Source organism: Ruegeria sp. C8 (genome assembly GCF_056537565.1).
On sequence record NZ_JBQFRV010000020.1, the window covers coordinates 1 to 23,989 of the forward strand.

Consider the following 23,989-nt stretch of genomic DNA (forward strand, 5'->3'; position numbering starts at 1 on the left):
ACACAAGAGCCCAGCTATGAAACTCGGTATTGCAAAGGGCTTTGTGTATGATCGGGATCTCTTCAGTTTCTGAACTCGGCAAGCAAAAAAACGCCGTTCGTTTTTGCGTTACGCTAAGGCTGCTCTGCGGACAAAACCGACGTCGGAGGTTTCATCCCTTAAAGGAAGAATTCGAGCTGAGAGCATCAAATCATTCGCCGCATACTTGCAATGCAACTTGTTACTTTTATTACTTCGTTCACGCGATACACTTCGATAACCCAAATGGAGAGAACGAGATGCCGAACCGTAGAGAGTTCATTTTAACTTCAACAACTTTTGGCGTTTCCGCACTTGCCACCCCGGCGATTTCCGCTTCTCATTCTTCGAGCAGATTTGACGTAGATGCTCTAAGAGACGATCTCGAAAAAGTCCTTGGTGCATTCTCCGCACCTGGAATGGCAGTTGTCGCGTGTAGTGGCGAAGACATCGTCTTCCGTGAGGGCTTTGGGTTTCGGGATGTGGCACGCAATGAGCCTTTCACACCGGAAACGGTAATGCTGGTGGCTTCCACCACGAAATCCTATACAGCCGGATTGGTCGGAGGTCTTGTCGATGATGGCATAGTTTCTTGGGACACGCCTGTCAGGGAGTACTTCCCAGATTTTCAAATGATGGACCCTTCCGCTACTCGCGACATGACGCTAACGGACATGATGTGCCACCGATCAGGCCTTCCCTATCATGAAAACTTGCTCGCACACGGAGTTGCGCGCGAACTTCCGGATGACGGCCGAGATTTTCGCCGCCACCTTCTGGACCGGCTGCAGCATTTCGCTCCATCTCACAGTTTCAGAAACCATTTCCAATACCAAGACATAATTTACACCTCGGCGGGTGCGATACTTGAGGCCGCGACCGGTGAGTTCTTTGAAGACCTAATGCAGGAACGCCTCCTAGACCGCCTCGGCGTGAAGGCAACGTTTGTCCGCGCGGAAGCGACCGCAACCGGTCGTCTGGCCAAGGGCTACGGTCTCGTTGACGGGCAGATCAAAGAGATCGAATTTTGTGACACGCGCTACTTCGCGCCCACTGCTGGCCTCTATATGACCGCCGATGAAATGATCAAGTGGATCAAGTGCCATTTGGCGAACGGACGGGCCGGTGATGATCAGGTGATTTCTGAGGAAAGCATTTCTTGGATCAGACGATCTCACATGCCAGCTGAAGTATTTCGGCCCTTGGTTGGCGGGGCGCTCTACAATTATGGGTTGGGCCTCGCTCAAAGCATGTTTATGGGACATCTGACCTTTGATCACGGCGGGTCCTTTAACGGTGCTCGGACGTCTATAGCCTTCGTACCGGATACTGGTCTGGGTGTGGCCGTTCTGATGAACATGAACTTAACCAATGGCGTAATCGCAACCCATCAAGTGGTCCTTGCCCATCTGCTCGGTGAACCGGATACCGACCGTATTATTGCACATTTTCTGGCACTCGATCAGGCAAGAACAGAAGGGGAAGCTGCCGCGGAGGCGGCCTTTGAAGCGGGACGCAATTCTGCGAACCAACCGCGTCTTCCTTTCGATGCATATGAGGGAACGTACCATCATCCTGGATACGGAACATTTGTAGTGAAGAGGCAGGGAGATGCGCTCCTTCAAACATTTGATGGAAGATCCTTCCCCCTAGAGCCCTACGATGGCGAAACATTCGAAACCAAGTACCAATCTACTGAAAACCACCTGCACCACATGACCATGACCTTTGAAAGCGGCACTGATGATCGCGTAGATGGAGTGCGTGTGCCAATCGTTCCTGGCATTGCTCCGCCCAAATTTGCGAAACAGCGCGACAGCTAGGTCTTCGATCTTCATCTGCCCTTAGCGGTGAAATTGCTCGCCATCCGAAGCCAACCTGCGCAGCACATGAAGTTGTCTCCTTTGGGCTCGAAGCGATCCTTCGCTGCACCAAAATCGAACGTCTGATAGTTGGCGGCAATTTTCGAACTTCTCAATCTGAGCACAAAAGGAAAGAGGCTGAACTCTCAACCTCTTTCAACATTTACCTATAGGGCCTTGCCTGCGGGCGCCCTTTTCTTTTCTACTTTGAAACGGGCTTGGCTTTCGCGCCTCCAGAGTATTGCAGCCAGATGAAGCAGGCTTGATATGCTATTTTAGGTCTGACAGGCACTGTGTGGGAGCAAGTTCATGGAGAAAGTAAACGGAATCGGCGGGGTCTTTTTTCGCGCCAAGAACCCCAAGGCCCTGAGTGAATGGTATGAAAAGCACCTGGGGGTAAACCACTACGATCCGGTCCCTTGGAAGCAGGCCGAAGGCTATACGGTCTTTGCACCCTTTGCGCAGGATACCGCGTATTTTGGCCGAAGCGAGCAGCAGTGGATGATCAATTTCAGGGTTGATGATTTGGCCGCTTTGACACTTCAGCTACAGGACGCAGGCATCACCGTCGAAACCAATCCGGATTGGGATAGCAAGGTGGGCAAATTTGCCCGTATCCACGATCCCGAGGGCAATCCCATCGAGCTATGGCAGCCAAATCAATGAATTGGCTGGAATGTATACCGTCGCATTCTTGTAAGTATCTGAAATAAAATGGGAATTGATGTATTTTGGGTGTGCCGTATAGTGTGTCGGATGAATCGGAGCCCCGCATGACGCCAATCGATGACCACCCTTTACGCTATCGGCTTGCCAATGAACTGCACGCCCGACCTTTTCCGGTGGCGCAGGTTCCATGCACGGTTGCCTTTCTGGCGATCAAGAAGCCCGGCACGTCGCAAGGTGGGGACCGGCAGGACGACATTGCGCATTTGATCAATCTGCTGGATCGCCACGGCGCGCAGCACCCTCAGCCCGACGCGACCCACTATGCGGGGCAGATCGGACGCTATTGGCTCAAGTGGGAGCAACACACTGAGTTCGTAACCTTTACCGCGATCTCTCAGAACGTGAGTGAGCGGGCGTTCAACCCCGCCGACTTCGAAGTCTTCCCCCCGGATTGGATGATGGCCAGTCCCGGCCAAAGGATCACGTCGGCTTTGCTACGGGTTGTTCCGCGCCCAGTGGATGACGTCGTCCAGAACCTGCTACCGGATTGGTTCGAACCCGAAAGCCTTGCTGTGTCGCGCGTTTTAGACGATGCCGCGATCTGCGCCAGCGATTTTCGCATCGACCCCGCAGGGCACATGCGGTTTGCGCTGTTCGTGTCGGATGGAACTGGAGAGCGCCGGGTTGGACGGATCATCCAGCGCCTGTGCGAAATCGAGACCTACAAGGCCATGTCCATGCTGGGGTTTGCGCGGGTCAAATCTCTGACAACGCGCATTGGCGAGTTGGATCAGAAGCTGACCGCGCTGATGGGCGAGATGACCGATGGCGGCAAACATCCCGATGATATGCTACCGCAGCTTCTAAAAACCTCGACCGAGTTGGAGACGATCTCGGCACGCTGTTCTTTTCGGTTTGGGGCCACGGGTGCCTACGAGGCCATCGTTAACCAACGCGTCAAGGTTTTGCGGGAAGAGCGGTTCATGGGGGGGCAGACCTTTGCCGATTTCATGATGCGCCGCTATGACCCTGCGATGCGGACCGTGAAGTCGACTGAATTGCGCCTACAGGCCCTGTCAGACCGGGCCATCCGCGCCGGAGATCTGCTGCGAACACGTGTGGACGTGGAACGCAGCGCGCAGAACCAGGCCTTGTTGGAAAGCATGGACCGCCGCGCTGATCAGGCCCTGCGCCTGCAGCGAACGGTCGAGGGGTTGTCGGTGGTTGCCATCAGCTACTACGCCGTCTCACTGGTCAGCTATCTGCTGTATCCTCTGACGTCGGCGGGGATCAGCAAGGGAATGTTGACTGCTTTGGTCACGGTTCCGGTCATTCTGGCCGTTTGGGTGGGCGTCCGCAGAATTCGGCGTCGGCTGGAGTGAGCGGCGCTTGCCTCTGTTTGGTAGCGTTGTACTAGTAGCCGGCGAAGCGCATCAAACAAGCGGAGCTTTAATATGATCAGTGTCGTTTCTGCGTGGCGCGCCGTCACCGCGATGTTCGCGCTGAATGGTGCCCTGTTCGGTATCTGGGCCTCTCGCATTCCGGCGGTGCGCGATCACCTGAACCTCAGCCATGAAGAGCTTGGTTATGGCCTTTTATTCATGGCAGCAGGTGCCGTCTGCTCCTTCCCGGTTACTGGGCGATTGACCGACAGGTTTGGGGCCGTATCGATCACGCGGATCATCGCGGTGCTGTACACCTTTTCGCTGGTTTTGCTGGCGCTGGCCGACAGCTTCACCATGCTTGCGGCGTTCCTGTTTCTGTTCGGTGCCTTTCATGGCTCGATGGACGTGGCGATGAACGCTTGGGCAGCCGAGGTAGAGCAGGCTTACGACAAACCGCTCATGTCCTCATTTCATGCGATGTGGAGCCTTGGTGCCGGCCTCGGGGCGGTCAGTGGATTTGCAGCGGTTCAGTTGGATGCGACTGTTCTGCAGCATTTCCTGGTTGCGGGGGGTGTTGTTGTCGCCTTGGCTCTGGCTATGTCATGGGTGCGATGGACGTCGCGCCGCGCGGAGCAGTCTCAAGGTGCCGTGTTTGCATTCCCGTCCGGGGTGTTGATCCTCGTTGGTTTCACCGCGCTATGCGGTGCGTTGGGGGAAGGTGCGGTCGCAGATTGGAGCGCCCTTTTCCTGCGCGACGTTACTGGGGCCGCTGAGAGCGTCGCAGCCTTGGGATATGCTGTTTTTTCGGTAGCAATGGTGGTGTGTCGTTTGGCAGGCGGCTTCCTCATCGCGCGCGTCGGCCCGGTCGCAGCGGCGAGGGGTGGTGGTGTCTTTGCTGCGATAGGGGTGTTCTGCGTGGTGTCTGCCGGTGCTGCGCCATTGGCGCTGGTTGGGTTCACGCTGATGGGGGTCGGTTATGCGGTGATCATGCCCTTGGCGTTCAGCCGGGCCGCCAACGACCCAAACACCCCACCGGGACAGGCTATCGCCAGTGTCGCGACGCTAGGATATGGGGGGCTGTTGATCGGACCGCCGCTGATCGGGTTTCTGGCCGAGTTGCTGTCGCTGCGGATGGCGTTTGGTGTCTTGCTGCCGCTTGCGGTGCTTATCGTGGTCTGTGCCGGCGCGCTGAAGCGCGCCGACTGAGTTTTGTCACCGGCCGCGAATGCGCGGATCCAGCGCATCACGCAAGCCATCGCCCAGATAGTTCACGCTGAGAACAGTCAGCGAGATCGCAAGGCCGGGCCAGAACACACGCTCGGGGTATTGCTGCAGATAGTCGACGCCATCAAACAACAAGCGGCCCCAAGTCGGGAAGTCCGGTGGGAAGCCGAGCCCGAGGAAGGACAGCGCGCTTTCGGTGATGATCGCCGTCGCAATCCCCAGCGTTGCCGACACCATGATCGGAGACAGCACGTTTGGCAGGATGTGTCGCGTGATGATCTGCCGGTTGCTGGTGCCGATGGAGCGTGCGGCCAGAACGAATTCACGCTCTTTGATGGCCAACACGTCGCCGCGTACGATCCGGGCCGTGGGCATCCATGAGGTGATGCCGATGGCGCAGACGATCAGGATGAAAATTCCACGCTCCAGCCCGAATGCGGCGGACAGAGGCTCGCGGAACAGCAGCATCATGACCAGCAGCAGCGGTAGCAGGGGGAGTGCGAGGAACAGGTCGGTCAGTCGCATCAACGGCCCGTCGAGGCGTTTGAAGAAGCCTGCGATCACACCAATGAACGACCCCAAAAACAACGCCAGCAACATAGCCGTGATGCCCACCGAGACCGAGGTCTGCCCCCCCGACATCATCCGCGCCAGAATATCCCGGCCCAGCTGATCTGTGCCGAAAGGGTGCGCCCAGCTGGGGCCCTGATTACGCGACCGGATGTCGATTTGGGTTGGGTCGATGCTCCAGAGGTACGGCCCCAAATACACACCTGCGACGATGAAGATGAACAGGATCGCTCCGATCATCGCGCCTTTGTGCGTTTTGAACTGATCCCACACATCGCGCCACTGGCTGCGGGGTGGGGTGGCCAGGTCGTCCATCACGCCCGCAGTCGGCAATGCGGTTGAAGCGGGGGCCAGTCCTTCGTCGGGGACCAGCGTGTCTGATTTGTCGGTATCAGTCATAGCGAATCCTCGGGTCCAGAATGCCGTACAGAACGTCAGCGATCAGGTTGAACAGAACGATCAACACGGCAAAGATGAAGGTCAGCGTCTGCACCATCGGCAGGTCGTTGGCTTGAATCGCGCCGATCAGCAACTGGCCGATACCGTTCACCTTGAAGACCTGCTCGGTGATGATTGCGCCGCCGAAGATGGCCGGAATACCCAGCGCAATAACGGTAACCACCGGGATCATCGAGTTGCGTAGGACATGGACCATCACAACCGTGTATTCGCTCAGCCCTTTGGCGCGGGCGGTACGAACGTAATCTTGGTTGAGGTTGTCCAGCATTGAAGCGCGCATGAAGCGGCTCAACTGCGCCGTGATCTGCAGCGCCAGCACCATGACCGGCATGATCATCTGTTTCAGCTGTACGACGAAGCTATCCCAGCTATTCACCACGTGAGTCGTGTCATAGATCGATGGGAACCAGCCCAGCTGGACCGAGAAGATCACGATCACCAGCACGCCCGAGAAGAAGGGCGGGACCGAGAAGCCGACCATCGACACGAAGGTACCCATCTGGTCGAACCAGGAATACTGGCGGTATGCGGAATAGATGCCGATGGGCAGGGCGATCAGGATAGCAACCACATAGGCGGTGCCAACCACCCACAGGGTCTGCGGGATACGCTGAACGACGATGTCCATGACGGGCGAGCGGGTCTGCCACGAAATCACACGCAGGTCACCTTCTGAGAAGGTGGTGCCAAACATATGGTCGATCAGAACCTGCGGTTCGATCCAGAAGAATTGCACGATCCATTTCCAGAACCGGATATGCATCGGCTGGCCAAGGCCTAACGCCTCGCGCATCTTCTCTTTGACTTCGGGGGGGACGGTGAGGGGAACCTGTGCCATCGGGTCGCCTGGGGCAAGCTCGAGCAGCAGGAAGATGACGAGGCTGATGAACAGCAGCGTGGGTACGGCCAGCACCAGTCGTCTGATGGTAAAGTTGAGCATTCAAAGGCGCCTTTGTTGATGCGTCTTTTTGTTGGAGTGGTCTGCAAATGACCGCGCCCCGATAAAGATCGGGGCGCGATATTGCAAGATTAACGCTTAGGAACCGGTCTTGCGGTACCAGTCCGCAATGTTCCACAGCTCGCTGTCCCAAACGTTCAGGACAACACCACCCAGGGTGTTTGCATGCGCCGACAGACGGCCACGGTGCACCAGCGGAATCATACCGCCGTTTTGAACCATGATGTCGTTCAGCTGCTTGGCGATCTCCGCACGGGCTTCCAGACCCGCGGTTTCAGCCAGTTTGGCGTGCAAGGCGTCAAACTCTTCGTTGCAGAAGCGGCTGATGTTCTCACCCTGCCACTGCGATTCTGGCTTCGGTGCCTTGTCGCAAAGACCGTTGCCCAGATAGGACTGCGGGTCGGTGCCGTTGAAGGTGTTGGCGTACATCTCAACGTCGGCATAGAACTTCTGGAAGGTGTCAGGCGAACCAGGGTCACCACCGAAGAAGACCGATGCGTTGATGTTGCGCAGTTCGGATTCGATGCCGATCTGGCTCCACCATTCCTTGATCAGTGCCTGGAAGTCCTGACGCACAGCGTTGGTCGAGGTCTGGTAGACGATTTTCAGCGGCACACCGTCTTTTTCACGAATGCCGTCGCCATCGGTATCAACGATGCCTGCGTCATCCAGCAGCTTTTTAGCGCCTTCGATATCCTGCGTGTCACAGCTCATCGAGGTCGAGCTAAACGCAGCCGGAGCCGGAACCCAGTTACAGGTCACCTTGCCAGCCTGACCGTAGCCGATTTCCACCAGCAGCGGGCGGTCAATGGCCATGGACATGGCTTTGTAAACGGCCGGATCCTGCAGGAATGGGTGCGGATGCGCGGCTGTCGAGCGCTCACCTTCCGGCAGGTCGGGCGACGGGTTGGTCTGGTTCAGCATGATACGCTCGACCAGCGGGCCAAAGCCTGCGACCGGAGTACCTTTGCCACCTTCCTGCATCTGCGCGATGACCTCTGGGGCCAGCTGCAGGTTCCAGGCATAGTCAAACTCGCCGGTTTCCATAACCGCACGGCCAGCAGCAGTTGCGTCGCCGCCACCTTTGAAGGTCACGCTGGCAAATGCCGGCTTGGCCGGGTCACGGTAGTTGTCGTTGGCGGCAAATGTGATCACGTCGTTCGGCTTGAACTCGGTGACGACAAACGGGCCAGTGCCGATTGGGTTGAAGTTCTGATCTGTACATTCAGGGGCTTTTGCGCCCATGCAGTCAGCGAACTGAGCGGCCTGAATGATAGGGCTTTCACCACCCACAAACGGTCCGTAGGGGAAGGGGGTCGGTGCGTCGAACGTTACCTTTACGGTTAGGTCATCGACAGCTTCGACATCGGTGACGCCTTCAAACTTGGTCACCTGAGCACAACCGCCTTCGGGGTCCATGCAGTAGTTTGCGGTAAAGACCACGTCGGCCGAGGTGAACGGAGTACCGTCCGACCATGTGAGGCCAGGCGCAATTTTCCAGGTAATGGTGGTCAGGTCTTCGCTGACGCCGCCATTTTCAACGGTCGGGATTTCAGCAGCCAGATACGGCACCATGTTCCCGTCTTGGTCGTAGCGTGCAAGCGGTTCGATAACCAGCGAGGCTGCCTCAACATCTTTTGTGCCACCCGACAGAAACGGGTTCATAATTGACGGAGCCTGCCAATAAATGATGCTGACATTGCCGTCCGATCCGCGCTCGGCAAAGGCCGCTGGGGCCATCGCCGTGCTTGCAATCGCACCAAGCAAAAGGGTTTTGATCTTCATAAGTCACTCCCGAATTGGACACTTGCGTGTCTCGATTATCTCCGCAATGCCTGCGGATTTGGCGTTGCCGACTATTGGCTAAGGCATTGTTAGAAATAGCAATTGCATTTCGCGCAACGCGATTTCTGCCTTCGCTGGTTGTCGGTTACGCGGGTATCGAAACAGAACTTAGGAAAATTGCAAGCCTTGCCGTCACGAAATCGTGCATTGCGTTTGACTTTTCCTGGCTCGCCGCCTTAGCGTTCGGCATCCATAAAAACAAAACGACCCAAAAGGGAGCGCGCGCGTGCTGGATCAACCAATTGCCCAGATCAAAAAACTGAGGGTGGAGTTTCAGACGAAAGACGGCCCGGTCGTGGGCGTTGAGGACGTCTCGTTCGAGGTGAATCCGGGCGAAACGGTTTGTATTGTTGGCGAATCGGGCTCGGGCAAGTCGGTTTCATCTCTGTCTCTGATGCGTCTTGTTGAGTTTGGCGGAGGCGAAATCGCCGGTGGCGAGCTGCTGTTTGACCGCCGCGACGGGGCCGAGATGGACCTGGCCGATGCCGATCAGGATTTAATGAAACAGATTCGCGGCAACGAGATCGGTATGATCTTTCAGGAGCCGATGACCGCCCTGAACCCGGTTTTCACCGTTGGTCGGCAACTGACCGAAGGGCTGCGCATTCACAAGGACATGTCCAAGACGCAGGCCGAAGAACGCGCTTTGGAGCTGCTGCGGCAGGTGCGAATCCCCGAACCCGAGCGCCGGTTGAAGCAGTACCCGCACGAGCTTTCAGGCGGCATGCGCCAGCGCGTGGTGATCGCAATGGCGATGGCGTGCGAGCCGCGTCTGCTGATCGCGGACGAGCCGACGACCGCATTGGACGTGACCATTCAGGCTGAGATTCTGGCTCTTATGGACCGTTTGAAACGCGAAACCGGCACTGCGGTGATGTTTATCACCCATGACATGGCCGTTGTGGCACAGATGGCCGACCGCGTCGTGGTCATGTTCCGTGGCAACAAGGTCGAAGAGGGCCCGGTCACCGAAATTTTCGAAAACCCGCAACATGACTACACCAAGGCGCTGCTGGCTGCGGTGCCGAAACTGGGTGAGATGCAGGGGAAGGCCGCGCCCGAGCCGATGAAACTGCTTGGCGTCGAGGGGCAAAATATCGCTCCGATTCCAGGCACGGAAGAAACACTACTGACGGTCAAGAACCTGACCACGCGTTTCCCGGTCAAAGGCGGCTTGCTGCGCCGGACGATCTCAAACGTTCATGCTGTTGAGGATGTCTCGTTCACGCTGAACAAAGGGCAGACGCTCAGCCTCGTTGGCGAATCGGGTTGCGGCAAGTCCTCGGCCGGGCGCTCGATCCTGCGATTGGTCGAGCCGATGGCGGGTGAGGTCAATCTGGACGGCGTCGATATCATGAAGCTAGACCAATCCGGTCTGCGCAAAGCGCGGCTGGATATGCAGATGATCTTTCAGGACCCGTTCGCTTCGCTCAATCCGCAGATGCAGTTGATCGACCAAGTGGCCGAACCGATGCGCAACTATGGCGTGGCCTCGGGGTCGGAGCTGCAAGATCGCGTGGCGCAGCTGTTCGACAAGGTGCAACTGCCGCGCAGCTTCATGCGCCGTTTCCCGCATGAGATGTCTGGCGGCCAGCGCCAACGGATCGCAATCGCCCGCGCGTTGGCCTTGAACCCGAAACTGATCATCGCGGATGAGGCGGTCTCGGCGCTGGACGTGTCGGTGCAGGCGCAGGTGCTGAACCTGATGATGGAGCTGCAATCCGAGCTGAGCCTGTCTTACCTTTTCATCAGTCACGACATGGCCGTTGTCGAGCGGGTCAGCCACCATGTGGGCGTTATGTACCTGGGCCGGATTGTCGAATTGGGACCGCGCGCAAGAGTATTTGAGAACCCGCAGCACCCGTATACGCAGGCGCTGTTGAAGGCGGTTCCAATCGCGGACCCGAACAAACGAAAATCGGAAAAAGACTTGAATTTCAAGCCGATACCGTCGCCCATTCATCCAATTGGATACGCGCCAGAACCGTCGAATTACAACGAGGTTGAGCCGGGCCATTTCATCCTGACCACGGATAGCGGGTACTAACACATATGCCACAGCGTCTGACGCCGCTTGAGATCATGACCAAACTGATCTCATTCCCGACTGTAAGCCGTGACACAAACTTGCCGCTGGTGGACTGGATCGAAGGTTACCTGAACGAACACGGTATCGAGGCCCATCGCTGGCCGGACCCGGATCAGCCGCACAAGGCGGCGATTTTTGCGCATGTCGGCCCGTGGGAAGAGGGGGCCGTTGTCCTCTCGGGTCACACCGATGTCGTCCCGGTGGACGGTCAACCCTGGGACACGGATCCGTTCACTGTCACTGAAAAGGACGGCAAGTATTACGGACGCGGCACTTGCGACATGAAGGGCTTTGACGCGCTGGCGATCTGGGCACTGGTCGAGGCGCGCGATGCGGGTCTCAAGCGCCCCTTGCAACTGGCGTTGAGCTTCGATGAAGAGGTCGGGTGCACTGGCGCTCCGCCAATGATCGAGGCGATGAACAAGGTGCTGCCCAAAGGCTCGGCTGTGATCGTGGGCGAACCTTCGACAATGCAGGCTGTCACCGGCCACAAGGGCGGTTTTGGCTATGACACGCATATGGTCGGGTTCGAGGTTCATAGCTCGATCATGCACACAGGTGTAAATGCCATCATGGAAGCCGCGCCGCTTATCAATTGGGCGAATGAACAGAACGCCCGCAATCAGGGGGCCACAACCAGCGAAGCGGCAGCGGTGTTCGATCCGCCCTGGACCACGGTCCATGTAGGCATGATCGAAGGCGGCACCGCGCATAATATCACAGCCAAGGATTGCCATTTCATGCTGGATTTCCGCACGGTGCCGGATGAAAGCAAAGCCGCGTGGCGTGATGCCTATTTCGAACAGGTGCGCGCGGTTGAGGCGCGAATGCAAGCCGTTCACCCCGAAGCGCGGATCGAAATCTCCGAGAATTTCTCGATCCCCGGTCTGGTCCCCGAAAAGGATGGCGAGGCCGAAGCCTTGGTTCGCGCCCTGACCGGTGACAACGCAAGCCATGTGGTCAGCTATGGCACCGAGGCCGGGCAGTTTCAGGAAGCAGGTTACTCAGCGGTCATCTGCGGCCCGGGTGACATCGCGCAGGCCCATCAACCGAATGAGTTCATTTCGGTCTCGCAGTTCGAAGCAGGCCATGCGTTCATGCAGCGGCTAGTCGAGAAACTGTCCACCTGATCCCAAGGAGGTCCAAAATGCCGGTCAAAAACAGACTTGCCGAAATGCAGGCAGAGATCACCAAGTGGCGCCGTCATCTGCACGCTCATCCCGAACTGATGTATGAAGTTCACGAGACCGCCGGTTTTGTTGTGGAACGGCTGAAGGCCTTCGGTGTCGATGAAATCACCGAGGGCATCGGTAAGACTGGCGTTGTGGCTGTAATCAAGGGCCGCTCGGATACCAAGGGTCGGGTGATCGGATTGCGGGCAGATATGGACGCCCTGCCGATCGAAGAGGCGACGGGTCTGGACTATGCCTCGACCGTTCCGGGCAAGATGCATGCCTGTGGGCATGACGGGCACACCTCGATGCTGCTGGGCGCTGCGCAGTACTTGGCCGAGACGAGGAATTTCGATGGCACCGCCGTGCTGATTTTTCAACCGGCCGAGGAGGGCGGCGCCGGAGGTCTCGCCATGTGTCAGGACGGGTTGATGGAGCGCTGGGGCATTCAGGAAGTCTACGGCATGCACAACATGCCCGGCCTGCCGGTTGGTGAATTTGCCATCCGGCCCGGAGCCCTGCTGGCCTCGTCGGACGAGTTTGAAATTACCGTCACCGGCAAGGGTGGCCACGCGGCCGCCCCGCATGAGGCGGTGGATACAACGCTTGTCGCCTCGCATATTGTTGTGTCTTTGCAATCTGTTGTGGCCCGCACCGTCGATCCGATCAAACGGGTTGTTCTGACCGTGGGCACGTTTGAGACGGACAGCGTGGCCTCAAACGTGATTGCGCATACGGTCCGTCTGAAAGGCACGGTAAGAACGCTTGACCCCGAGTACCGCGCGATCGCGGAACAGCGTGTTCGCCGGATTGCCGAAGATACGGCCTCGGCTTTTGACGCGTCCGCTATAGTAGAATGGACCCCAGGCTATCCGGTGACGGTAAACTCAGAGGCCGAGACCAGCTATGCCGCTGAGGCCGCTGCAGCCGTGGCCGGAAAGGTGAACGATGGCACCGATCCGATCATGCCGTCGGAAGATTTCGCCTACATGCTTGAAGAACGGCCCGGAGCCTACATCTTTCTAGGGAACGGAGACACCGCAATGTGTCACCACCCAGAATACAATTTCGATGATGACGCCATACCCGCCGGCTGCAGCTGGTTCGCTGAAATGGTCGAACGCCGGATGCCGGCCGAATGATTTAGGAGAGACAAGATATGCCAGTTAAAAACCGCTTTGCGGAATTGCAGGACGAGATCACCACATGGCGACGCGACCTGCACGAAAACCCCGAAATCCTGTTTGAAACCCACCGCACCAGCGCTCTGGTGGCCGAAAAGCTGACAGAGTTCGGTTGCGATGAGGTTGTCACCGGTATTGGCCGCACAGGCGTTGTTGGTGTGATCAAGGGCAAGTCGGACAGCAAAGGCAAGGTGATCGGCCTGCGCGCGGATATGGACGCTCTGCCGATCCTCGAGGCGACGGGGCTGGACTATGCCTCAAAAACGCCGGGCGCAATGCATGCGTGCGGCCATGATGGTCATACCGCGATGCTTCTTGGTGCAGCGAAGTACTTGTCGGAAACCCGCAATTTCGATGGCACGGTTGTCGTGATCTTCCAGCCCGCCGAAGAAGGCGGCGGCGGCGGTCGTGAGATGTGTGAAGACGGCATGATGGACCGCTGGAACATTCAGGAGGTCTACGGGATGCACAATTGGCCGGGCAAACCAGTGGGCAGCTTCTCGATCCGTCCAGGGTCGTTCTTTGCAGCGACCGATCAGTTCGACATCACGTTTGAAGGGCGCGGCGGTCATGCGGCGAAACCGCAGGAGACGGTCGATACCACAGTTATGACAGCACAGGCGGTGCTGGCGTTGCAGACGATCGCCTCGCGCAATGCCGACCCGGTCGATCAGGTGGTTGTGTCGGTGACCTCGTTCGAGACCTCGTCGAAGGCGTTCAACGTGATCCCGCAATCGGTTCAGATCAAAGGCACCGTGCGCACCATGAGCAAGGAGATGCGTGATCTGGCCGAGAAGCGAATCAACGAGATTTGCAACGGCCTGGCAGCGACCTTTGGTGGCACGGCGGACGTGACCTATATCCGCGGTTATCCGGTTATGGTGAACAGCGATGAGCAGACCGAGTTTGCGGCTGACGTCGCGCGCTCCGTGTCTGGTGCTTGCGAAGAGGCTCCTCTGGTCATGGGCGGCGAGGATTTTGCCTTCATGCTGGAAGAACGTCCTGGGGCCTATATCTTGGTGGGCAATGGCGACACGGCCATGGTCCATCACCCCGAGTACAATTTCAACGATGAGGCCATTCCAGCAGGGTGCAGCTGGTGGGCCGAGATTGTAGAACAGCGGATGCCTGCGGCCTGATGGAGAGGGTGGGGGCTCTGCCCCCACTCCCCCGGGATATTTTCAGCCAGATGAAGAAGGATCCTTCGGCTCTAGGCTGAGTGTGGTGCAAAGCGTCTTAATCACGTTTTGCAACGCATCTTTTTGGGTTGAGACGCAGGCGCGGGCGGCGGTGCGGGCTTGGGTCAGCGCCGCATCGTCTGACAGCCAGTTGTAGACGGCTTTCTCCAGATCTTCTGCGGTTTCGACCTGAACGGCCCCGCCGGTTTTGACAAGGGGTGAAAAAGTTTCGGTAAAATTGAAGTAGCCCGGACCGGTTATGACGGCAGCCCCGGCTTGGGCGGGTTCGAACGGGTTGTGGCCGCCGATCTCTTTCAGAGACCCGCCGAGAAAGACAATCGGGCAAAGCGCGTACCATGTGCCGGTTTCACCAAGGGTATCGGCCACGTAGACCTGAGTCTCGTTGGTGATCGGGTCTGTCTTGGTTCGGAAGGCCGATGTGAGTTCGGCTTTTGTCAGGAGGGTCGCGACCTGCTCGCGCCGTTCCGGGTGCCGTGGTATCAGCAGTAGCAGCAAGTCCGCGTAGTGCTTTAGCAAAGCTTTGTGGGCGGCCAGAACGGTTTCCTCTTCGCCTGCATGGGTCGAACTGGCGATCCAGACGGGTCGATCGCCGATCTGGCTTTGGACATCCGCCAGCGTGATTTGATCCACCGGCAGCGGGTCGGACATCGCTTTGAGGTTGGTGCCGGGTTGGACGCGTTGTGGGTCCGCTCCAATCGCGATCAGGTTCTTGGCCGTTTTGTCATTCTGCGTCAGAAACAGCGCGAAGTGGTCCAGGATGAAGCGCGCTGTTTCGGGGCGTTTTTGCCAACCTGCGACGGACTTGTTAGACAAACGCGCGTTCAGAAGGCACAGAGGTGTGCCGCGATTTGCCGTCTCGACGATCAAACGGGGCCAGATTTCGCTTTCTACGAAAATGGCGGCGTCTGGGGTCCAGTGGTCCAGAAACCGTCGCACAGGCCCAGCGCTGTCCAGGGGAGGAAACTGATGTCGGGTGCGAGGGGGCAGTCGCTTGGCAATCAGTGCGGCAGAGGTGGGCGTGCCGGAGGTGATCAGGAACTCGGCTTGAGGCAGGCGCTCGCCAAGTCGGTGGATCAGGCTGAGGACCGAGAGGCTTTCGCCGACGCTGGCGGCGTGAAACCAGATCAATTGTCCTGCGGGACGGTCAAGGCTGGCACGGCCCAACCTCTCCTGCTGGCGCTGGTGCGAGACCTCGGCCGCCTGCAGCTTTTTTCGCACGGTTCGCCAGGCCAAGGGCTGCGCGAGAAAGGTGACGCCGCAGTACAGCTTGTACAGCAGCGTCGTACGAACGTCAGAGCCGGGCATGTCAGCCGCCTGTGTGGCTCATGTGGCGGCTCATCTGGCCATCGACGGCCTGACGGGAATAGTCGAAGTCATGGCCTTTGGGCTTGAGGTTGATCGCAGCGCGGATCGCCTCTTCCAAGGGTTTTTCCGTGTCCGGATGATCGCGCAGCGGGGCGCGTAGGTCGGCCATGTCTTCTTGACCCAGGCACATGTAAAGCTCACCGGTGCAGGTCAGGCGCACGCGGTTGCAGCTTTCGCAGAAATTATGTGACAGCGGGGTGATAAAGCCGATCTTCTGGCCAGTTTCTTCAAGCCGGACATAGCGCGCTGGACCTCCGGAGCGTTCGGCCAGATCGGTCACGCTATAGTGGTTTTCGTATTCCTTTCGCACATCCTTGAGCGACCAGTATTGATCTAGCCGGTCCTCATTGCCGATATCGCCCATCGGCATGACCTCGATCCAGGTCAGGTCCATGTCGCGTTCCGCGCACCATTCGGTGATCTGGGGCAATTCGGGTTCGTTGAAGCCTTTGAGGGCCACTGCGTTGATCTTGACCCGCAGGCCCGCCTTTTGTGCTGCATCAATCCCGTTCAGAACCTGTTTCAGACGTCCCCACCGCGTAACGGCTGCGAATTTATCCTCATCCAGCGTGTCCAGCGAGATATTCACCCGCCGCACACCCGCCGCGTAGAGGTCATCGGCAAATCGCGAAAGCTGCGAGCCATTGGTTGTAAGCGTCAGTTCTTTCAGCGCGCCGCTTTCCAGATGACGGGTCATGGAGTTGAAGAACGTCATGATATTGCGACGCACGAGCGGCTCACCACCGGTGATGCGCAGTTTCTCAACGCCCATATTCACGAAGGTGGAACACATGCGGTCCAGCTCTTCCAGCGTCAGTAGCTCTTTCTTGGGCAGAAAGGTCATGTTCTCGGACATGCAATAGACACAGCGAAAGTCGCAGCGATCGGTTACCGAGACGCGCAGATACGTGATGGCACGGGCGAAAGGATCAATAAGCGGAGCAGTCATGCGGTATAGGTAAAGCTGGAATAGGCCCGCGACAAGAGTGAACTGTGCTTTGGTCTGGTACAGCTGCCTGAGCGGTAGTAGGTTCGGGGTATGAGAGAACTGCTTGTGATATCCTGCGTTTTGCTGGTCGGGTGCGATACCGTGCGTTCGACAACGGATCGTTTGTTGGGGCGCGATGAGGCTGCTGAGGTAACACCTGCTGCTGTAGAGACCGCACCTACTGAGGCGGAAAGCTCAGCCTATATCCAGCCTGCAACCGCGACAGCGAACTGGACCGGCGCCAAGACCACCATTGCCGGGTTGGGCGATCCGTCGACTCCGGGCCGCTGGATGCAGACACCCTTGGTCGATTCCGAGGTGACCGCGCGGGTTGTTGTGCCGAAAACCGGCGCGCAGGCTTATATCACTCTGGTTCCGGCCTCGGGGCCCGAGACGGGTGGCAGCCGTTTGTCACTAGATGCCATGCGGGCGTTGCTGGTGCCGTTTGATCAGTTGGTCGAGGTCGAGGTCTACGCCAACTAACCCTTCAGGTATTTTCCGGCCTCGCGCCGGGCAAAGGGTTTCATCGCGTCGCCATGCGTTTCCAGAAAAGCCACGACCCTGTCGGGATCATGTTTAGAGAGCTCCCGCAACCACCATGCGATGGATTTCTGAATGAACCAGTTTCGATCGGGCACATAACCTGCCGCCCATCCGAGGATTCGATCACGGCGCGCCAGATCTTCTGGTTTGGGGTGGTTCTGCTTGGTCCAGGGTAGGGTCGAGACCAGAGCAGCGCGGCGGGTCCACATGTGGTCTGACCCGGTCCATGTTTCGACCTGATCCAGCCGCGCGGGATCGGCGCTCAGGCGTTTCTGCATGGCGGTACAGGCGTGATCGGCGATGGCCCATGCGTCGAAATCGGGCACCCAGCTTTGCAACAAGGTCCAGACATCCTCATCCGGGCGAATCCGCGCTTGTGTCAGCAGTTTGGAGGCCGCGACACGCGCCTCGTGGATGTTGGTCTGCCAGAGCGCATCCGCGAGGGTGCCGCGCTCAGCAACCGACAAGTCCTTGCGCCAGGCTTTGGTCAGATCGTTGAGAACGGGGACGGCGACACCCAGATAGGCACGCTCGGCCTTGTGATAGGCTGCGACCTGTTCGGCGCGCTCGGCATCGGCATGTGCCTTGATCTGATCCAGATAGGGGGCAAGCATGGTCTAGACCGGAACACCGGTGGGTTTGCCATCAATCGTTTGCTGGTTCTTCTCGACCCAATAGGCGCGGATATCATCTTCCGATTTGCCGTCGACCCATTTTTGCATCGTGTCGCGATCCGACTGGAACTCCATGAACGGAACCGCATAGCCGCAGGAGGTCTGCACCAGATCAATGCTGAGGTCATAGATCTGCCGCGCGCTGCGGTGGTTGGGGAAGTGGCCGGCCAGCTTGTCCCAGCCGTCATCCCCTGCATATAGCGTCTTCGCGGCGCCATAGGTGCGCAGGATCAGCGGGCGGGTGGTGAAGGAACACCACATCAGGGTCATTCGGTTGACCTCAAGCAGATGCCCGGCGGTCTCATTCCCGCTGCCGGTCAGGTTCATCCAAGCAATCCGGTTTGGTTCCAGAATGCGCAGTGAATCCATGCCTTTGGGTGAGATATTGACCCGCCCCTCAACCCCAGCGCTGCCCACGAAAAACATGTGCTGGTCGGCGATGAATTTCTGATGCGCATCGTCCAGATGAGGGAATTGCTTGGCCATGTCTTACTCCACAGTCACAGATTTCGCGAGGTTGCGCGGCTGATCCACATCCGTCCCCTTTGCGACAGCCGTGTGATAGGCCAGCAACTGTGCCGGAACCGAGTAGAGGATTGGGGTCAGGTTCGTGTGGATGTGGGGCATGCGTATCGTGCTCCAGACATCATCGCCAGCCTCAACGATGCCATCATCGTCCGACACAAGGATGACCTTACCTTTGCGGGCCATGACCTCTTGCATGTTCGAAACGGTCTTGTCGAAAACGGCGTCGCGCGGGGCCATTACCACCACCGGCATATGCTTGTCGATCAACGCGATGGGGCCGTGTTTCAATTCACCCGACGCGTAACCTTCGGCATGGATATAGCTGATTTCCTTCAGTTTCAGCGCGCCTTCCATCGCCAGCGGATACATCAGGCCACGGCCCAGGAACAGCACATCGCGCGCCTCGGACAGGCGCTGGGCAGATTTGCGGATGGCGCGGTTCTGATCCAAAGCCGCGTTCAGGACCGAAGGCAAGCCGCGCAGAGCGGCGGCGTGATCGGCCAGTTCCTCATCGCTTAGCGTGCCCCGATCAGCGGCGGCCTTGAGCGCCAGCATCAGCAGAACGCTCAGCTGGCAGGTGAAGGCCTTGGTCGAAGCAACGCCGATCTCAACCCCTGCGTGGATGGGCAGGGCAATATCGCTTTCCCGCGCAATCGAGCTTTCGGGAACATTGACCACTGAGACGATCTTGTCTGCCTTACCCTCGCAATAGCGCAGCGCGGCCAGCGTATCGGCGGTTTCACCCGACTGGCTGACGAACAAGGCCAGCGTGCGGTCAGTGATCGGAGGTTCGCGATAGCGAAATTCGCTGGCGATATCGACCTCAACCGGCATTTTCGCCAGCTGCTCGAACCAGTATTTTGCTGTCAGGCAGGCATAGAAGGCCGTGCCGCAAGCGACCATGGTCAGGCGGTCCAGCTTGGTGAAATCCAGATCACTCTCGGGCAGAACGACGCGGTCTCCGCCGGTCGGCAGGTATGAGCGGATCGCCTCGGCTACGACCACCGGTTGCTCGGCGATTTCCTTGGCCATGAAGTGCTTGTGTTCGCCCTTGTCGGCGCGGGCCGTATCCAGCTTGATCTTACGTAATTCGCGATTGGCCAGTTCACCGGCTTCGGTGCGAATTTCCAGCGAGGTGCGGGTCAGGACAGCGCGGTCGCCTTCCTCAAGATAGGTGATCTTGTTGGTCAGCGGAGACAGAGCAATCGCGTCCGACCCCACATACATCTCTCCTTCTCCATGGCCGATCGCCAGCGGAGAACCCTTGCGCGCGGCCACGATCAGGTCGTCCTGACCGTCAAACAGGAAGGCCAGCGCAAATGCACCTTCCAGCTGGTCGATGGTCTTGAAGGCCGCTTCGACTGGGGACAGACCAGTATTCAGGTAATGCGCGGCCATCAGGGCCACGGTTTCAGTGTCGGTCTCAGTCACGAAATTCACACCATGTTCGGCCAGCTCGGCGCGCAGTTCGCGGTAATTCTCGACAATGCCGTTATGGACGACTGCGACAGACCCAGCTTTGTGCGGATGCGCGTTGGTGACCGAGGGCGCGCCGTGCGTCGCCCAGCGGGTGTGTCCGATCCCGGATTTGCCAGGCAGGGGATCGTGGACCAGAAGGTCGCTCAGGTTCACCAACTTGCCCACGGCCCGACGGCGCCCCAAAGCGCCATCGTTGACGGTCGCAATTCCGGCGCTGTCATAGCCGCGATACTCCAGCCGTTTCAGGGCTTCGACCAGAATGGGGGCAGCCTCATGCTGACCCAATACACCTACAATTCCACACATAAACTCAGGCCTCTTTATCGCGGCGAGCCTTCTTCGCCTTTAACATATCAAACAATTTGCGCGCATAGCCGGGCTTGTTTTCCTGCTTGGCGCGCGCGACGGCCAGCGCCTCGGCCTCCACGTCTTTGGTCACGACCGTACCGGTTGCCGTCATTGCGCCATCGCCAACGCTGACGGGAGCTACCAGCATAGTATTGGAGCCAATAAAGACACCCTCTCCAATCGTGGTCTTGTGTTTCATCACGCCGTCATAGTTACAGGTGATCGTGCCCGCACCGATATTCGAACCTGCCCCGACCGAGGCATCCCCGATATAGCTGAGGTGATTGACCTTCGCGCCTTCGGCGATCTCGGCATTCTTGATCTCGACAAAATTGCCGATGCGCGCGTTTTCCGCCAGTTCCGCGCCGGGGCGCAGGCGGGCGTAGGGGCCGATGACGGCTCCTCGGCTGACATGGCAGCCTTCCAGATGCGAAAACGCCCGGATCGTTGCGCCGCTTTCGACGGTCACGCCGGGGCCGAATACCACATTTGGTTCGATCACCGTATCGCGCCCGATCACTGTATCGGCGGCAAGATAGACGGTCTCCGGGGCCATCAGTGTGACGCCCAAATCTAACAGTTCGGCCCGTGCCTGCGTCTGAAACACCGCATCCGCTGCGGCCAGATCTGCACGCGAGTTCACGCCCAAAGTCTGCGCCTCGTCACAGGCGACCGCTGTCACGTTCAGATCGCGGGAGCGGGCGATTTCGACCACATCCGTCAGGTAGTATTCGCCCGAAGCGTTGTCGTTGCCGACCGCGTCAATCAGGGATATCAGCGTTGCCGCGTTGCAGGCCAGCAGGCCAGAGTTGCAGAAGGTGATCGCGCGTTCTGCGTCTGAGGCGTCTTTGAACTCGACGATCCGCTCCAACGTGTCGCCGTTCATCACCAGGCGGCCATAACGAGCCGGGTCGGCGGCTTCAAAGCCTAGAATCACCAGATCATTCTGCGCGCGCGCTTCGATCATCCGCTCGAGTGTGTTGGGTTGAAGGAAGGGCGTGTCGCCGTAAAGGACCACAACATCGCCATCGAACCCCTCTAGCGCATCGCGGGCCTGCGCGACGGCATGGGCGGTGCCCAGTTGCTCCTCTTGCACGGCGATCTGTGCGGTCTCATCCTCGGCCTGCGCGACCTTGGCGACGGCCTCGGCCCCGTGGCCTGTGACAATCACGGTGCGCTCGGGCGACAGCACCGAACCGGCGCGCATGGCGTGAACCAGCATCGGAACCTGAGCGATCGGGTGCAGGACTTTGGGGATGTCCGAATTCATCCTGGTGCCTTTCCCGGCGGCAAGGATGACAAGGGCAGTGGTCATGAAATCGTTTTCTCTTTGTGTTTTGTTGCCGTCCGTTTTATCCGCTGAGGGCAAAGGCGCAAGCCGTTCGGCCATCAAACTAGATTGCCGATTGCAACAGGACATGGCGGAAACCTGCCGAGCAAGGAGGCGCAATGCGCACGGTCATCTTCGATCTGGACGGCACTTTGGCGGATACGTCGGGCGATTTGCTGGACGCTGCAAACCATTGTTTTCGCGAGATGGGGCATGGAGATGTTCTGGTTCACGGGCAGGATGCGGGCATCGCCGTGCGTGGCGGGCGTATGATGCTGACGCACGGATTGAAGCGCGTCGGGGCCTATGATGAAGGCACGGTTGATGCGTATTATCCGGTTTTGCTTGAAGCCTATGCGCAGGACATCGACACCCACACGCAGTTCTACCCCGGTGCTTTGGAGGCGGTCGAGGCCTTGAAAACCGCAGGCTATGGCGTTGGGATCTGCACCAACAAGCCAGAGCGTCTGGCGCATCAATTGCTCAGCCAGATGGGGGTGCTAGATCGCTTCGCCTCCTTGGTCGGTGCAGACACTCTACCGGTGCGTAAACCTGACCCTGAGCCTCTGCGCGAGGCCGCGCGGCGTGCGGGTGGGCATCCGGATCTGTGCGTTCTGATCGGGGATTCCGATACCGACCGCAATACCGCGAAAGCGGCCGGGGTGCCTTCGGTTCTGGTCACGTTCGGTCCCTCAGGCGACGATATGGCCGCTTTGAAGCCTGAAGCCTTGCTGCATCATTTCAACGATCTGCCCGATCTTGTGGCCGAGTTGATCGGTGCGGCGGCTTGATCCCTTGACCCTGACCGGATGGAGCCCCAGAACTAGCCTATGACTGATACATTCACTGGCAGCTTCACCCAGCAAGAACCCATCCCGGACGAGGCGGTAGAGGCCGCTCTGGCCGTTCTACGGCACGGACGTTTGCATCGCTACAACGTTGTTCCTGGCGAATTGGGCGAGACCGCGCTGCTGGAGCAGGAATTCGCGGCCCAGATGGGGGCGAAATATTGTCTTGCTGTATCGTCGGGTGGCTATGCTTTGGCGACTGCCTTGCGGGCCGTGGGCGTGCAGCCCGGCGAGCCTGTTCTGACCAACGCGTTTACTCTGGCGCCTGTACCGGGGGCGATTGCTTCGGTCGGGGCCAGGCCGGTTTTTGTCGGTGTGACCGAAAACCTGACCATTGATCTGGAGGATCTGGAGGCCAAGCTGGATCAGGCGCGGGTTCTGATGCTCAGCCATATGCGTGGCCATCTGTGCGACATGGACCGGTTGATGCAGCTCTGCGATGCGGCCGGAGTTGTCGTGATCGAGGACTGCGCTCATACGATGGGGGCCGCGTGGCGCGGGCAACTCTCGGGTCGGCAAGGGGCCATTGGGTGTTATTCGTGCCAGACTTATAAACATGTGAACTCGGGCGAGGGTGGTCTGCTGGTTACCGATGATGAGGAACTTGCGGCTAAAGCCACGATGCTGTCAGGGTCCTATATGCTCTATGAACGGCATCTGGCTGCGCCTGGGCCAGAGGTGTTTGAGCGGATCAAGTACACCACGCCGAACGTTTCGGGCCGTATGGATAACTTGCGCGCTGCGATTTTGCGTCCTCAGTTACGTGTTTTGGATCGGCAGGTTGGTCGTTGGAACGAACGGTATCAGGTAATTGAAGACGGTCTGCGGGGAACGCCCGGCCTCACAATGGTCGAGCGTCCCGAGGCAGAGACCTATGTTGGGTCGTCGATCCAGTTCCTGCTGCTTGACTGGCTGCCGGAGCGGATTGCCGAGGTGATCAGCCGTTGCGCCAGTCGCGGGGTAGAGCTGAAATGGTTCGGCGGTGCCGAGCCCACCGGGTTTACCTCACGCTATGACAGTTGGCGCTATGCTGAGAGTGAGCGGATGCCTGCTTCGGACCGGGTTCTGGCGGGGATCATGGATATGCGCGTACCGCTGACCTTTTCGCTGGATGACTGCCAGCTGATCGCTCGCATCATCAGGGCCGAAGTCGGAGCAGTTTACCAATCGTGATCCAATTGAGTGCGCCTGCAGCGCACGCTTGATTTTTCAGAAAACGCCGCCCCGTTTGGGGCGGCGTTTTGCGTGTTGG

The 23,989-nt window shown here is 58.5% G+C and carries 20 protein-coding genes; 11 read left to right on the forward strand and 9 right to left on the reverse strand.

Going from position 1 to position 23,989, the window contains the following annotated elements:
- The first annotated feature begins 47 nt into the window (after nucleotides 1–47).
- The 4 genes from ACR0KL_RS19875 (at nucleotide 48) to ACR0KL_RS19890 (ending at nucleotide 5,140) form a co-directional block, all read left to right on the forward strand.
- Entirely contained in the window at nucleotides 48–1,841 is a 1,794-nt protein-coding gene (locus tag ACR0KL_RS19875) for a serine hydrolase (RefSeq protein WP_480777420.1), read from the forward strand.
- Nucleotides 1,842–2,189: 348 nt separating this feature from the next.
- Entirely contained in the window at nucleotides 2,190–2,546 is a 357-nt protein-coding gene (locus tag ACR0KL_RS19880; protein WP_170678491.1) for a VOC family protein, read from the forward strand.
- A 107-nt stretch (nucleotides 2,547–2,653) separates the two neighbouring features.
- Nucleotides 2,654–3,931 (forward strand): DUF3422 domain-containing protein, encoded by a 1,278-nt coding sequence (locus ACR0KL_RS19885; protein ID WP_170678493.1) that lies wholly within the window; start codon nucleotides 2,654–2,656, stop codon nucleotides 3,929–3,931.
- A 72-nt stretch (nucleotides 3,932–4,003) separates the two neighbouring features.
- Entirely contained in the window at nucleotides 4,004–5,140 is a 1,137-nt protein-coding gene (locus ACR0KL_RS19890) for an MFS transporter (RefSeq protein ID WP_480777421.1), read from the forward strand.
- A 6-nt stretch (nucleotides 5,141–5,146) separates the two neighbouring features.
- Here ACR0KL_RS19890 and ACR0KL_RS19895 read toward each other — a convergent pair whose 3' ends face one another.
- The 3 genes from ACR0KL_RS19895 to ACR0KL_RS19905 form a co-directional block, all read right to left on the reverse strand.
- The gene (locus tag ACR0KL_RS19895; RefSeq protein WP_170375078.1) at nucleotides 5,147–6,127 is read right to left on the reverse strand and encodes an ABC transporter permease; all 981 of its coding nucleotides are present in this window, start codon (nucleotides 6,125–6,127) and stop codon (nucleotides 5,147–5,149) included.
- Nucleotides 6,120–7,127 (reverse strand): ABC transporter permease, encoded by a 1,008-nt coding sequence (locus ACR0KL_RS19900; RefSeq protein ID WP_170375080.1) that lies wholly within the window; start codon nucleotides 7,125–7,127, stop codon nucleotides 6,120–6,122. Before ACR0KL_RS19900 ends, ACR0KL_RS19895 begins: the two co-directional genes overlap by 8 nt.
- 96 nt (nucleotides 7,128–7,223) lie before the next feature.
- Nucleotides 7,224–8,930 carry a peptide ABC transporter substrate-binding protein gene (locus ACR0KL_RS19905; protein ID WP_170375081.1) on the reverse strand — a complete coding sequence of 569 codons (1,707 nt, stop codon included), beginning with the start codon at nucleotides 8,928–8,930 and terminating at the stop codon, nucleotides 7,224–7,226.
- Between the two features lie 286 nt (nucleotides 8,931–9,216).
- Between ACR0KL_RS19905 and ACR0KL_RS19910 the strand changes: the two genes are divergently transcribed.
- From ACR0KL_RS19910 to ACR0KL_RS19925, 4 genes are read left to right on the forward strand one after another with little or no spacing between them, the layout of a single operon-like run.
- Nucleotides 9,217–11,037, forward strand: coding sequence for an ABC transporter ATP-binding protein (locus ACR0KL_RS19910; RefSeq protein ID WP_170678497.1), 1,821 nt, complete (start codon nucleotides 9,217–9,219; stop codon nucleotides 11,035–11,037).
- 5 nt (nucleotides 11,038–11,042) lie between these two features.
- Nucleotides 11,043–12,209 carry an acetylornithine deacetylase gene (gene argE / locus ACR0KL_RS19915; RefSeq protein ID WP_480777422.1) on the forward strand — a complete coding sequence of 389 codons (1,167 nt, stop codon included), beginning with the start codon at nucleotides 11,043–11,045 and terminating at the stop codon, nucleotides 12,207–12,209.
- A gap of 17 nt (nucleotides 12,210–12,226) precedes the next feature.
- Nucleotides 12,227–13,393, forward strand: a complete 1,167-nt coding sequence (locus tag ACR0KL_RS19920) for a M20 aminoacylase family protein (RefSeq protein WP_170678501.1) — start codon at nucleotides 12,227–12,229, stop codon at nucleotides 13,391–13,393.
- Between the two features lie 17 nt (nucleotides 13,394–13,410).
- Nucleotides 13,411–14,574 carry a M20 aminoacylase family protein gene (locus tag ACR0KL_RS19925; protein ID WP_170678503.1) on the forward strand — a complete coding sequence of 388 codons (1,164 nt, stop codon included), beginning with the start codon at nucleotides 13,411–13,413 and terminating at the stop codon, nucleotides 14,572–14,574.
- Nucleotides 14,575–14,616: 42 nt separating this feature from the next.
- Here the strand turns inward: ACR0KL_RS19925 and ACR0KL_RS19930 are convergent, their stop codons facing one another.
- Together ACR0KL_RS19930 and moaA are read right to left on the reverse strand one after the other, a co-directional pair.
- Nucleotides 14,617–15,939 (reverse strand): 3-deoxy-D-manno-octulosonic acid transferase, encoded by a 1,323-nt coding sequence (locus tag ACR0KL_RS19930; RefSeq protein WP_170678505.1) that lies wholly within the window; start codon nucleotides 15,937–15,939, stop codon nucleotides 14,617–14,619.
- Between the two features lies 1 nt (nucleotide 15,940).
- Entirely contained in the window at nucleotides 15,941–16,948 is a 1,008-nt protein-coding gene (gene moaA / locus ACR0KL_RS19935) for a GTP 3',8-cyclase MoaA (protein WP_170637112.1), read from the reverse strand.
- Nucleotides 16,949–17,038: 90 nt separating this feature from the next.
- On the opposite strand from moaA, the gene ACR0KL_RS19940 reads away from it, so the two are divergent.
- On the forward strand, nucleotides 17,039–17,470 hold the full coding sequence (locus tag ACR0KL_RS19940; protein ID WP_170637110.1) for a hypothetical protein: 432 nt from the start codon (nucleotides 17,039–17,041) through the stop codon (nucleotides 17,468–17,470).
- Here ACR0KL_RS19940 and ACR0KL_RS19945 read toward each other — a convergent pair.
- From ACR0KL_RS19945 to glmU, 4 genes are read right to left on the reverse strand one after another with little or no spacing between them, the layout of a single operon-like run.
- Nucleotides 17,467–18,144 carry a DNA alkylation repair protein gene (locus tag ACR0KL_RS19945; protein ID WP_480777423.1) on the reverse strand — a complete coding sequence of 226 codons (678 nt, stop codon included), beginning with the start codon at nucleotides 18,142–18,144 and terminating at the stop codon, nucleotides 17,467–17,469. The two genes, ACR0KL_RS19940 and ACR0KL_RS19945, sit on opposite strands and share 4 nt — an antisense overlap.
- A 3-nt stretch (nucleotides 18,145–18,147) precedes the next feature.
- Nucleotides 18,148–18,690, reverse strand: coding sequence for a pyridoxamine 5'-phosphate oxidase family protein (locus ACR0KL_RS19950; protein WP_480777424.1), 543 nt, complete (start codon nucleotides 18,688–18,690; stop codon nucleotides 18,148–18,150).
- 3 nt (nucleotides 18,691–18,693) lie between these two features.
- Nucleotides 18,694–20,517 carry a glutamine--fructose-6-phosphate transaminase (isomerizing) gene (glmS, locus tag ACR0KL_RS19955; RefSeq protein WP_480777425.1) on the reverse strand — a complete coding sequence of 608 codons (1,824 nt, stop codon included), beginning with the start codon at nucleotides 20,515–20,517 and terminating at the stop codon, nucleotides 18,694–18,696.
- Between the two features lie 4 nt (nucleotides 20,518–20,521).
- A complete protein-coding gene (gene glmU / locus ACR0KL_RS19960; RefSeq protein WP_170678511.1) occupies nucleotides 20,522–21,874 on the reverse strand; it encodes a bifunctional UDP-N-acetylglucosamine diphosphorylase/glucosamine-1-phosphate N-acetyltransferase GlmU in 1,353 nt (450 codons plus the stop codon).
- A gap of 134 nt (nucleotides 21,875–22,008) precedes the next feature.
- Here glmU and ACR0KL_RS19965 point away from each other — a divergent pair, with 134 nt between their 5' ends.
- Both ACR0KL_RS19965 and ACR0KL_RS19970 read left to right on the forward strand, forming a co-directional pair.
- On the forward strand, nucleotides 22,009–22,680 hold the full coding sequence (locus ACR0KL_RS19965) for an HAD-IA family hydrolase (protein WP_480777426.1): 672 nt from the start codon (nucleotides 22,009–22,011) through the stop codon (nucleotides 22,678–22,680).
- A 39-nt stretch (nucleotides 22,681–22,719) separates the two neighbouring features.
- Nucleotides 22,720–23,910 (forward strand): aminotransferase class I/II-fold pyridoxal phosphate-dependent enzyme, encoded by a 1,191-nt coding sequence (locus ACR0KL_RS19970; RefSeq protein ID WP_170678515.1) that lies wholly within the window; start codon nucleotides 22,720–22,722, stop codon nucleotides 23,908–23,910.
- Nucleotides 23,911–23,989 lie beyond the last annotated feature (79 nt).